Genomic DNA, 11614 nt, shown 5'->3' on the forward strand with positions numbered 1-11614 from the left:
TAAAATAAATAAAGAATAATGAAAAAAATTGCTATTATTATGGGAGGGTATACAGAAGAATCTCTCATTTCACTAAAAAGTGGAAAAGTAGTTTACGAAAATTTAAATAGAGAAGAATTTGATCCTTATAAAATCTATATATTCAGAGATAAATGGGTTTTAATGGGGGAAAAAAATAATGAATATTCTATTAATAAACATGATTTTACAATTCGTCTTACAAGTAATCAAACTTTAAAATTTGATTGTGTATTTAATGCTATTCATGGAACTCCAGGAGAAGATGGAATTTTACAATCTTATTTTCATTTATTGAAAATACCCTATACAGGATGTCATTTTAATCAGGCAAATCTTACTTTTAACAAAAAGTATTGTTTAACCTTATTAAAGGAATTTGGAATCAATACAGCAGTTTCCTTTTTTTTGAATCGAAATCAACCTTTTTGCGAAAAAAAAATTATCAAAAAAGTAGGGTTACCATGTTTTGTAAAACCTAGTAGATCCGGATCTAGTTTAGGTATATCAAAAGTGTATAAAAAAGAAGAGCTATTGCCCTCTATAGAAAAGGCTTTTAAAGAAGATGACGAAATCATTATGGAATCTTTTCTAAAAGGAATTGAAATTTCAGTAGGAGTTATTTCCTTTAATCATGAAATTACCGTATTACCAATTACAGAAATAATTAGTAAAAATGATTTTTTCGATTTTGAGTCAAAATATTATGGAGGATCTAAAGAAATTACACCTGCTCGGTTACTTCCAAGTATTGAAAATAAGATTCAAAAATTGGCAAAAAAAATATGTAATATTTTAAATTTATCCGGAATATCTAGATCGGAATTTATTCTTGTAAATGGAGAGCCTTTTTTTCTAGAAATAAATACGATTCCTGGTCTTTCTAAAAAAAGTATTTTTCCAAAACAATTAAGTATTGCTGGGATTTCTCTCTCAGATTTATTTAAAAAATATATAGATTATTCTATTGAAAATTCAAAAAATTTATAATTTACAATTGCATTTTTTTTTACAAAAATTCCTTTTTTTTGAAAAAAAATTCAAAAACTTTTTGAGTAAACAAATGATAGAATACGAAAAGAATAGACCAATAATCATATACTGCCACATTTTTTTATGTTTTTAATATTTGATAAATGAAAAAAGAAGAAAAATAAGCTAATGTTGTCATAAAAAAAAATTGTATAATAGGCCATTTCCAAGACTTGGTTTCTTTTTTTACTGTAGATAAGGTGCTCATACATTGCATAGAAAATGCGTAAAAAAAAAGTAAAGAAAATCCTGTCGCAAGATTGTAAACAGGTTTTTTTGTATCATAAAATTCTTCTTTTTTCATTTTTTCTTTTAATAAAAAATTTCCCTTTTCTATATTATAGACCGAATCCATTGTACTAACAAAAACTTCTCTTGCTACAAGAGATGAAATTAACCCAATTCCTATTTTCCAATTATATCCTAATGGATGAATCAATGGTTCTATTTTTTTTCCTATTAAACCTAAATAAGAATTAGGAAGTTCTTTCTTTTTGATTATTTCTTCCAAAAAAATAGAATTCTTATTTGATAATTTTTTTGAAGGACCAAAAGATCCTAATACCCAAATTAATATATTTACTAATAAAATCACTTTTCCTGCATTAAAAATAAAAGATTTTATATTTATCCATAAAGGAATCCATATATTGATGAATATAGGATATTTATAAGTAGGCATTTCCATAATAAGATGACTTTTATAATCTTTTTTTAGAATAAAATGATGAATAATCATGGAAATACTTAGAGCAGAAAAAAGACCTAATAGGTACATAGCCATGAGTACCAATCCTCTTAGTTGTATAAAATACCATTTTTTATCCGGAATAATTAAAGAAATGATTAATGTATAAACAGGTAATCTAGCTGAACATGTCATAAAAGGAGTGACTAAAATAGTGATTAGACGATCTCTAGAATTTTCTATATGTCTAGAAGCCATTATTGCTGGAATGCAACAAGAAAAGCTAGAAATAAGAGGAACCACACTTTTTCCATTTAATCCAAATGGACGCATAATCCTATCCATTAAAAATATTACTCTACTTATATAACCACTTTCTTCCATAAGAAGAATAAAAAATAATAAAATAAAAATTGGTGGGATAAAAGTAATAATAGTACTAATTCCAGGTAAAATTCCCTGTATAAAAAAATTATTTAAAGGACCTGGATAAAAATTTTCCAGTTTTTTTTTAATAATATAAAAAAAAAATTCTATAAATCCTTTAGTATTTTCTGATAAAAAAAAAACACTTTGAAATATAATGAATAATAAAAAAAAGAAAATTAAATAACCCCATAAAGGATGGACTAATAAAGATTTATCTATTTTTTTTTGAAAATTTAAATAATTTCTTTCTTTATCCGAAATAAATTCAGAAACCGTTTTAGAGAAAATGGAACTTATTTCCTGATATCTATACAGTATTTCTTTAATTTGCAATTTTTTAGAAATAATATTATGTTTTTTTTTAATTTTATTTAAAATTTTATCTTCTTTTTTTAAAAAGATTTTATTATTAGCTAAATAATACCAAGCCCTATAAGAGTTAACTGGATAACAAATTTTTACATCTTTAATAGCAGTGAGATAATCCAATTTTGGATTAAAAAACAAGAAGTTATTTTTTTTTTTATAGTTTATTTTATTTATTTTATTTTTAACTTTTTCTATTCCTATTCCTTTTCTTGCATTAATTGATACAATTTCCGTTATAAGAAATTTTTTTAATTTTTTTATATCAATAAAAATTCCCTTTTTTTTTGCTTCATCAATCATATTCAATATGAATAAAACAGGAAATCCTAAATCTTGTATTTGTCTAAGTAAAAGAATACTTTTTTTTATATTAGATGAATCCGCTACAACGATAATTTTATCTGGATAATCATTCACGTTTTTTTTATCATTTAATAATCTACACACTATCTCCTCATCTTCAGAGGATGGGTATATGCTATAAGTTCCAGGAAGATCGATTATTTGATAATAGATTTTTTTGTAAAAAAAATATCCTATTTTTTTATCAATTGTTACACCTAAGTAATTTCCTACTTTTTGATTAAGTCCGGTTAATTTATTAAATAAAGAAGTTTTTCCCACATTGGGATTCCCAATAAGAGCCAATTTAATTGTTTTTTTCATTATTTTAAATAGGTTCTATTATAATATTTTCTGCTTCTTTTTTTCGTAATGTTACACAAGATTGATCATAACTAATACAAAGTGGATCATAAAAAATAGAAACGAAAAGTATTTCAAATTTAACACCAGGTAAAATACCTAATTCTAATAATTTTATAGGAAAATCTTCATTTTTATATCCCTTAATAATTCCTTTTTCTCCTTTTTTAAGATTAGATAAGTTCAAATTTATGTGTATTTAAAATTATATAGTTAAATATACTTCTAAGAATATATGTGTTGTAAAAAAATAAAATAAAGGTTTAAATTTATCTACTATTTGAAAAAAAATATGTTATAACTTATGACGTCTATTTTAGTTAGATCCATACAGTTACTGTTTAGTGTTTCTATATTGATAGTTATTCATGAATTAGGACACTTTTTGTTAGCTAAAGCATTTAAAGTCCATGTAGAAAGATTTTTTTTGTTTTTTGATCCTTGGTTTTCTATATTTAAAAAAAAAATAGGAAAGACTATTTATGGAATAGGGTGGATTCCTTTAGGAGGATATGTAAAAATATCTGGAATGATAACAGAAGAAGATAAAAGTACTTCTACAGAAAAAAAAAGTACGAAAGATTGGGAATTTCGTTCAAAGTCTTCAGTAAAACGATTATTAATTGTTTTAGGAGGGATTATTTCCAATGTATTGTTATCTATTATTATTTTTTCTTTTTTGTTATTTAAATATGGAGATATATTCCTTCCTACAAAAAATGTAAAATACGGAATTGAAGTAGATTCTTTGGGTAAAAAAATTGGATTAAAAAACGGGGATAAAATTCTATTTGTAAATGGAAAATTTATACCATATTTTAATGATATACCTAAAGCAGTTATTTTAGGAAATTCCATTACTATAGATCGTATGGGTAAAATTATTCATTTATCATTGAATGACGATAAAAAAAGATATTTTTTTGATAGAAAAGAATTTAGATTTTTTATTAAACCTCGTGTCCCTCCTATTATAAATTACGTAATTAAAAATTCAGGAGCATATAAATCTGGATTGAAAAATAATGATGAAATTTTAGCAATTAATTCGGAATTTATTTTATTTTCCGATCAACTCAAAGATATTTTATCGAAATATAAGAACCAAACTATATTAATTTCTATCAATAGAAATGGAAAGCTTTTTCAAAAGGAAGTTTTTTTAAATCAAAAAGGTATATTAGGGATTTATTTAAAGGATTTTATAGATATGGATCAAATTTTTTCATTCGAAAAAAAAAATTATTCTATAATTGAAAGTTTTCCTTATGGTTTAAAAAAATCCTGGGATGTTCTAAAAAATCAAATATTTTTTTTTAAAAATGTTTTTCATCTAGAAACTAGAGCTTACAAACATATAGGTAGTTTTTTTTCTATGGCTAAAGAGTTCCCTGATCAATGGAATTGGGGATTATTCTGGACCTTAACAGCTACTTTATCTATATGGTTAGCTTTTTTGAATTTATTTCCTATTCCATCATTAGATGGAGGTTATATACTATTTATTATGATAGAAATGATAACTAAGAAAAGGATAAACGAGAGAATTTTTGAACGTTTTACGATCATTGGTTTTCTAACTATCAGTTTAATTATGTTTATGGTCATTATTTGGGATATCTTTAAAGTATTTTTTTCTTGAATTTTTAAAGAAAAAAGTATGAGTCATAGTGACTCCTATATCTATTGTAAGATCGTTTTTATGTATTGATTTAATACAATTTATAGGTTCAAATAAACTCAATCCTATTTTTAGGACATTTTTTTTACATAGTGTAAGAAATCTATCGTAAAATCCTTTTCCGTAACCAATACGATATCCTTTTAAATCGAAAACTAATAATGGAACAAATATAACTTCAATAAAATAAGGAGGAATAATATTCTTTTGTATAGGTTCCGGAATTCCATATTTATTTATTTTTATCAATGTTTTTCTATCAAAAAGACAATTATCTATAGATAATTTATGAAAATTTGAATGAGGAATTGTTATATATTTTTTTTTTATGAAGAAAATTAATAATGAAAAACGTATTTATTTCGTTATTTCTCTGTATGGGTAAAAAAATATGATAATATTTTTTATTCCATATGAATAGTTTTTTTACTTGAAAAAATATTTCATAACTTTTTTTTAGTACTTCTTCTCTTGAAAAAGATTTTCTGTAAAATAGATATTTTTTTCGTAATTTATTTTTATCCATTTTATTTATAATAATAAATCATTTTTTATGAAATTCATGAATTTTTCTAATATCTTGCTTATTTCTTTAGGTTTTTCTATATGGCCCATATGACCTGTTGATATCTCAATGAAATGGCAATTATACCCAAATTTTGCTTCTTCACGTATTCTTTTTTTATGAAGAATTAAATCATGTAACCCTATTATATACAATTTTGGAAATTTTGTTTTTTTTAATAAAAATCTTCTGTCTTTTCGAATAGACATTCCTCGTAAAAAAGAAATTGCACTTTTAGAGGAAGTAGATAAAGTTATTTTTTTTAATAAATTAATTTCTCTTTTCAAAAGATCTAATTTTTTAGGATTAAACAGTTTCTGTATACTAGAAGAGATAAATAAAGGATAATTATTTATTGCAAATTGTATAGAACGAATTCTATTTCTCTTTTTTTCTTTTGTATCTGATTCTGCAGTAGAATGAAGTAAACATAAACCCAAAAATATTTCTGGATATTTTTCTGCAAGTGCAAGAGCAATATATCCTCCCATAGAGTGACCAACAAAAATGGATTTTTCTATATTTTCTTTTTCTAAAATAAATTTTACTATATCAGCTACTTCTTCCATAGTAAAAATAGTTTTTTCTTCATAGGAGGAACTTTTTCCATGACCAGGAAAGTCAATTAAAAGAATCTTATACTCTTCAGAAAATATATCATAAAAAAAATTCCAAATTTCTGAACTTTCCATAAATCCATGTAAAAAAACAATAGATCGTCCATTTCCTTTTATTTTGTAATAAATCTTTTTTTTATTATGAAAATATATAAACATATTCTTATATTTAAGAAGAATAAATAACTGAAAAATAGATAACTACTATGAAATATAATTCAAATTTAATTACATTTTTTATTATTAAAAAATGAATTTAATAATGTTGTTAACTATAAATATTGGAAATTCCAGTCTACGTTTTGGACTATTTAATAATAATTATAATCTGAAATGTAATTTTTCATGGATTATTAATAGTAATCCACATAGATCATTAGATGAATATATTTTATTGTTTAGGAATATATATCAACAATATGGAATTTTTTCAAAATTAATACAAAATATTGTTATTGGATCTGTAGTTCCTACTCTTACGAACATTGTAGAACAGTCTTTATATGAAATACACAAAATAAAACCGATAATAGTAGATAGATATTCTTTTTCTCCAATAAAACACTATTCTCATCAATTAGGAACAGATTTATATGCTAATGCTATAGCGGCATATACATTATACAATAAAAATAAAGAAAATACTTTAGTAATAGATTTTGGAACTTCATTAAGTTTTACATGTATAGATAAATATGGACATCTTAAAGGAGTTATTATTGCCCCAGGAGTAAATAGTTCATTGTCTGCATTGATTGGTAACACTGCTCAACTTTCAAAAATAAAATTAAAAAAACCTCCTAGTATATTAGGACAATATACTGAAACATGTATACAAAGTGGGATTATTTATGGATATTTAAGTATGGTAGAAGGTCTTATTAATCGTATTAATAAAGAATTAAAAGAAAATTGTTTTGTAATTGCTACTGGAGGCCTTTCTCATATATATACTCCTTTAACTAAAAAAATTCACTTTAAAGATAAGTTGCATACAATAAGAGGATTAAAAATCCTATTTCATTGGAATAAATAAAATAAATTATGATTTTTTTAAATTTCAATAGATTTTCTTATTTTATTTGATAAAATTTTAAAACATTTTTCCGATAAATCTATTCTTCTTTTAGAAAAATCTCCATCACTTTCTTCATCCATAGGAATTAAGTGTATATGAACATGAGGAATTTCAAATCCAAGAACAAATATTCCTATCCGATTACAAGGTATTATCTTTTCAAGACCTATAGCTACTTTTCGAGTAAAAGACATAATAGAGATAAATTCTTTTTCTGTAAGAGAAAATATTTTTTCTACATTTTTTTTTTTGGGAATCACTAAAGTATGTCCAATTTTTACTGGATAAATATCTAAAATAGCTAAATGATCAGAATTTTCTGCTATTTTATAAGCGGAAATTTCATTTTTAATTATTTTTGTAAATATATCTCTATTCACTAAATCCTATTTCTAAAATTTCGTAATCAAGTATCATCTTATTAGGTAAATGAATATGGGCCATTTCTCCTACTTTTTTACCAAGTAACCCTGTAGATATAGGAGTATTTATAGAAATTTTACCTGATTTTAAATCGGCTTCTCCTTCTGGAACTAAGGTATATATTTGTTCTCCTCCATAGGTTATATTTTTAACTCTTACTGTAGATAAAATAGAGACTCTAGTTCTATTTATTTGTGATTCATCTATAATTCTTGCATTGAATAGTTTTTTTTTTAATTTAGCTATATTCATTTCTAAGAATCCTTGTGCTTCTTTTATTGCATCATATTCTGCATTTTCTGAAATATCTCCTTTATCTCTTGCTTCAGCTATTTGCATTGATATTTTTGGCCGTTCTATATTTTCTAGTCTTTCTATTTCTTGTTGTAATTTTTTTAATCCTCCTTTAGTTATATATTCGAATTTTTCCATAATTTTTCATTATTATTGTATCTTATTTTTTTCATTTATTCATTTATATTATATATAAAGTTAATTGATTTTGGGAATAATAATAAATTGTATAAAAAATTATTTTTAATTCAATTATTGGTTTATACATGAAAATTTGGAAAATATTTTTTTCTTAAAAAAAATAAAATATGACTTTTTTTGTTAAGTTTTTTTTCATTATTTCATTATCGATAATATCGCAAATTACAGGAAAAGTGATTAAAATTTATGATGGAGATACTTTTAAAATTTATGAAAAAAAAATGAAAGATTACAAAATAAGGATTTCGGATATAGATTGCCCAGAAAAAAATCAAGCTTATGGGATAATAGCAAAAAATTTTTTAATAAAAAAAATTTTGAATAAAATAGTTATAATTAAAAATGTGAAAAGAGATAGATACAATCGTTTTGTTGGATTAGTCCTTTATGAGAATAATAAAGATTTAGGGAAGGAGATACTAAAATCAGGTTTAGCTTGGGTATGGAAATTTTCTAAAAATATTCAATATAAAAAAATAGAAAATATAGCGAAAAAAAATAAAATGGGATTATGGAGGGAAAAGAACCCTATTAATCCATATTACTGGAGAAAAAGTAAAAAATTATTCTATTCGTGAAATATTTGCTCCTAAAATACGTAATCGTTGATCAATATTTTCATATCCTCTATCTATTTGTTCTATATTTTTTATTATGCTAGTTCCTTTAGCAGAAAGTGCTGCTATTAAAAGGGATATACCTGCACGTATGTCTGGAGAATTTAAGATAGATCCTCGCAAAAAAGATTGATGATTTAATCCAATAATAGTTGCTCTATGAGGATCACATAATATTATTTGTGCACCCATTTCAATCAGTTTATCTACAAAAAATAATCTGCTTTCGAACATTTTTTGATGAATCAAAACACTTCCTTTTGCTTGAGTGGCTACAACTGTTAAAATACTTAACAAATCTGGAGTTAATCCTGGCCATGGGGAATCGGATATTGTTAATATAGCGTTATTTAATAATTTTTTTATTCTATAATATTTTTGAGATGGAATATAAATATCATCATTTTTTTTTTCTAATTTTATTCCCATTTTTTTAAATGTATTTGGAATTATTCCTAGATTTTTCCAACTAACATTTCGAATTTTTATTTCGGAACTAGTAATTGCTGCTAATCCTATCCAACTTCCTATTTCTACCATATCAGGTAAAATGGTATGTGTGCATCCACTTAATTCTGTAACTCCGATAATATGAATTAAATTAGAACCTATTCCTTTTATTTTGGCTCCCATTCTATTCAATAATCTACATAATTGTTGAATATATGGTTCACAAGCAGCATTATAAATAGTTGTTTTTCCTTTAGCTAAAGTGGAGGCCATGATAATATTCGCTGTCCCTGTTACAGAAGCTTCTTCTAGAAGAAGATATTGGCCTGTTAAATATTTAGAATAAATATAGAAATATTTATCTTCTTTATAATCTATATGACTTCCTAAGGATTCAAACCCTCTTAAATGAATATCTAAACGTCTACGACCAATTCTATCCCCTCCTGGAATTGGCATACATACTTTTCCAAATCTAGCTAATAAAGGACCAGCAATCATGACAGACCCCCTAATAGATTTTCCATACTCACTAAAAAATTTTTTCGTGTTTAAATATTCAAGGTAAATGTCTTTTGCTTGAAAAGTATAATCTCCAATATTATTTTTTTTTACTAGAACTCCTAAATTTTTAAGAATTTTTATCAAACATTTAACATCTCCTATTTCTGGAATATTTTTTATTCTTATTTTTTCTGATGTCAATAAAACTGCACATAAAACTTGTAAAGCTTCATTTTTTGCTCCTTGTGGTTTTATTTCTCCACTTAAAAAATTTCCACCTTCTATTTTAAAAGAAGCCATTATTTTTCATATTCATGTTTTTTTTCTCATATAATTTTTTTTTCTTTTGGGATTTAAAAGATAGGAATATTGTAATAATGGATTTGTTTTATTCATTAAACAAATTTTTCCTTTTGAAAGGTCTTTTAAATCTTTAAATATGACACCATCTTCTACAATATTTTTATTCCATCTTAAATAATTTTTCTTCATGGTATTTGCTATAGCATAGAATAATCCTTCTTTTTTTTTACTATTTTTACAATGTATGGCTACATGTATCATATTTCTTATAATTTTTCCATAATATCGAAAATCGGTTAAATATTCAGGGTATACAACTTTTTTATAATGATAAATTTTTCTTTTTTCTGGATTTGGTTTTGGAAAAGGTGGATCAATGTCCAATTGGTATTTAGACATAATAAATAATTGATTCCATAATTTATGTTGAAAATAAGGAATTTTAAATCTAGGATTGGAATACGTCATTAATTTAATGATACTCCATGCGCAACGATTACGTTCTTTTCTATTTTTTATTTTTATCGCATAATCGATCATTTTATGAATATTTCTTCCATATTCTGGTATAACTAATTTAAAACGATTAGTATTATATTCCATATTTATTTTTTTTTATAAAAATAAGATCTTTTCTTCTATTATTATTGTAATATGAAGTTTTATCTAACGTCCAAAGAATTTTTTTTTGAAAAAAATTTTTTCTAACTCTACATGAATTATTGAAACAGGTGAAACAATGATTTTCTGTGCAAGCATCTACGTGTACAGATAATTCTACTTTATTTCCAAATTTATCTTTTGTTAATTTTGTTAATTTTAGGACTTCTTGATTAGCATCTTTTATATTAAAAAACCATGGGACAGTTAGATGACAATCAATATGTAAAGAACTTCCATATTTAATGATTTTTAAATGATGAAGATCAATCCAATGAATATCTCTTTTTTCATTTATATAAAAAGATAACTTTTTTAAAAGTTTTTTATCAGATTCATCCATAATTCCAGCCGTAGCATATCTTAATAATTTTAACCCTGTATAAAAAATTAGAGAGGAAAAAATAATAGAAATAATAGAATCAATCCATATACATTTAGTTATATTTAGTAATATTAATCCTATCACTAGACCAAAAGTAGAATAGGTATCTATTTGAAGATGTTTTCCACTAGCTATTAACGTTAAAGCTCCATTTTTATTTCCTATTTTACAGACAAAAATACCTAAAAAGTAATTAATAATTGCTGTGAAAGACATTAAATAAACTCCATAATCTAATCTTAGGAAGAAGATCGTTTCATGATTTTTTACACGTATAAAAGTTTTTATAAAAATGATAATTCCTACGAAAAAAATTAAAAAACCTTCTATTGCTGTGGATATAAATTCTATTTTTCCATGACCATATGGATGATTGTGATCTTTAGGTAAAGAAGATACATAAAGACTATATAATCCTATAAATCCACTAATTATATTGGTTATGCTTTCCATAGCATCACTAAATATAGAAATAGAAGAAGTTATATGCCAAGTAATTAATTTAATGAAAAATAAAATTACTGCTACGAAACAAATTAGTTTTTGTAGACTAAAATTTACTTTTATCTTTTTATCTTCCATAATAAAAATGGAT

Annotated in this window: 13 protein-coding genes; 4 read left to right on the plus strand and 9 right to left on the minus strand. The window is 24.1% G+C overall.

The features are described 5' to 3' along the window. Positions 1-18 precede the first annotated feature (18 nt). Positions 19-1008, plus strand: a complete 990-nt coding sequence (locus DM815_RS00605) for a D-alanine--D-alanine ligase (RefSeq protein WP_110508561.1) — start codon at positions 19-21, stop codon at positions 1006-1008. Positions 1009-1132: 124 nt separating this feature from the next. Here DM815_RS00605 and feoB read toward each other — a convergent pair whose 3' ends face one another. Both feoB and DM815_RS00615 read right to left on the minus strand, forming a co-directional pair. Continuing rightward, on the minus strand, positions 1133-3202 hold the full coding sequence (gene feoB / locus DM815_RS00610) for a ferrous iron transport protein B (RefSeq protein ID WP_235610018.1): 2070 nt from the start codon (positions 3200-3202) through the stop codon (positions 1133-1135). A gap of 4 nt (positions 3203-3206) precedes the next feature. Next, the gene (locus DM815_RS00615; RefSeq protein ID WP_110508564.1) at positions 3207-3428 is read right to left on the minus strand and encodes a ferrous iron transport protein A; all 222 of its coding nucleotides are present in this window, start codon (positions 3426-3428) and stop codon (positions 3207-3209) included. Between the two features lie 117 nt (positions 3429-3545). Between DM815_RS00615 and rseP the strand changes: the two genes are divergently transcribed. Further along, on the plus strand, positions 3546-4883 hold the full coding sequence (gene rseP / locus DM815_RS00620; protein ID WP_110508566.1) for an RIP metalloprotease RseP: 1338 nt from the start codon (positions 3546-3548) through the stop codon (positions 4881-4883). Here rseP and DM815_RS03170 read toward each other — a convergent pair. Then, positions 4830-5279: a 5-formyltetrahydrofolate cyclo-ligase gene (locus tag DM815_RS03170; RefSeq protein WP_317046303.1), complete on the minus strand. Its 450-nt coding sequence runs from the start codon at positions 5277-5279 to the stop codon at positions 4830-4832. The two genes, rseP and DM815_RS03170, sit on opposite strands and share 54 nt — an antisense overlap. 174 nt (positions 5280-5453) lie before the next feature. Beyond that, a complete protein-coding gene (locus DM815_RS00630) occupies positions 5454-6263 on the minus strand; it encodes an alpha/beta fold hydrolase (RefSeq protein WP_110508568.1) in 810 nt (269 codons plus the stop codon). 103 nt (positions 6264-6366) lie between these two features. Here DM815_RS00630 and DM815_RS00635 point away from each other — a divergent pair, with 103 nt between their 5' ends. Next, positions 6367-7140: a type III pantothenate kinase gene (locus tag DM815_RS00635; RefSeq protein WP_110508570.1), complete on the plus strand. Its 774-nt coding sequence runs from the start codon at positions 6367-6369 to the stop codon at positions 7138-7140. Positions 7141-7157: 17 nt separating this feature from the next. Here the strand turns inward: DM815_RS00635 and DM815_RS00640 are convergent, their stop codons facing one another. Together DM815_RS00640 and greA are read right to left on the minus strand one after the other, a co-directional pair. Beyond that, positions 7158-7562, minus strand: a complete 405-nt coding sequence (locus DM815_RS00640; protein ID WP_110508572.1) for an HIT family protein — start codon at positions 7560-7562, stop codon at positions 7158-7160. After that, positions 7555-8037, minus strand: coding sequence for a transcription elongation factor GreA (gene greA / locus DM815_RS00645; RefSeq protein ID WP_110508574.1), 483 nt, complete (start codon positions 8035-8037; stop codon positions 7555-7557). The genes DM815_RS00640 and greA overlap by 8 nt, the downstream gene beginning before the upstream one ends. A 170-nt stretch (positions 8038-8207) precedes the next feature. Between greA and DM815_RS00650 the strand changes: the two genes are divergently transcribed. After that, positions 8208-8678, plus strand: a complete 471-nt coding sequence (locus tag DM815_RS00650) for a thermonuclease family protein (RefSeq protein ID WP_110508576.1) — start codon at positions 8208-8210, stop codon at positions 8676-8678. Here the strand turns inward: DM815_RS00650 and murA are convergent. Genes murA through DM815_RS00665 form a run of 3 tightly spaced genes read right to left on the minus strand, consistent with a single transcriptional unit; the run spans position 8664 to position 11601 of the window. Beyond that, positions 8664-9971, minus strand: coding sequence for a UDP-N-acetylglucosamine 1-carboxyvinyltransferase (gene murA, locus DM815_RS00655; protein ID WP_110508578.1), 1308 nt, complete (start codon positions 9969-9971; stop codon positions 8664-8666). The two genes, DM815_RS00650 and murA, sit on opposite strands and share 15 nt — an antisense overlap. Before the next feature lie 12 nt (positions 9972-9983). Further along, the gene (locus tag DM815_RS00660) at positions 9984-10577 is read right to left on the minus strand and encodes a DUF4290 domain-containing protein (protein ID WP_110508580.1); all 594 of its coding nucleotides are present in this window, start codon (positions 10575-10577) and stop codon (positions 9984-9986) included. Continuing rightward, positions 10567-11601, minus strand: coding sequence for a cation diffusion facilitator family transporter (locus DM815_RS00665; RefSeq protein WP_110508582.1), 1035 nt, complete (start codon positions 11599-11601; stop codon positions 10567-10569). Before DM815_RS00665 ends, DM815_RS00660 begins: the two co-directional genes overlap by 11 nt. Positions 11602-11614 lie beyond the last annotated feature (13 nt).

It is taken from the genome of Blattabacterium sp. (Cryptocercus kyebangensis), assembly GCF_003226855.1.
In the GTDB taxonomy this organism is placed as follows: Bacteria; Bacteroidota; Bacteroidia; order Flavobacteriales; family Blattabacteriaceae; genus Blattabacterium.

Coding starts and splice junctions, on each gene's coding strand:
- DM815_RS00660 (WP_110508580.1), bottom strand. CDS start 10,577: ATGGAATATAATACTAATCGTTTTAAATTAGTTATACCAGAATATGGA.
- DM815_RS00635 (WP_110508570.1), top strand. CDS start 6,367: ATGTTGTTAACTATAAATATTGGAAATTCCAGTCTACGTTTTGGACTA.
- DM815_RS00665 (WP_110508582.1), bottom strand. CDS start 11,601: ATGGAAGATAAAAAGATAAAAGTAAATTTTAGTCTACAAAAACTAATT.
- greA (WP_110508574.1), bottom strand. CDS start 8,037: ATGGAAAAATTCGAATATATAACTAAAGGAGGATTAAAAAAATTACAA.
- DM815_RS00605 (WP_110508561.1), top strand. CDS start 19: ATGAAAAAAATTGCTATTATTATGGGAGGGTATACAGAAGAATCTCTC.
- DM815_RS00630 (WP_110508568.1), bottom strand. CDS start 6,263: ATGTTTATATATTTTCATAATAAAAAAAAGATTTATTACAAAATAAAA.
- DM815_RS00650 (WP_110508576.1), top strand. CDS start 8,208: ATGACTTTTTTTGTTAAGTTTTTTTTCATTATTTCATTATCGATAATA.
- murA (WP_110508578.1), bottom strand. CDS start 9,971: ATGGCTTCTTTTAAAATAGAAGGTGGAAATTTTTTAAGTGGAGAAATA.
- rseP (WP_110508566.1), top strand. CDS start 3,546: ATGACGTCTATTTTAGTTAGATCCATACAGTTACTGTTTAGTGTTTCT.
- feoB (WP_235610018.1), bottom strand. CDS start 3,202: ATGAAAAAAACAATTAAATTGGCTCTTATTGGGAATCCCAATGTGGGA.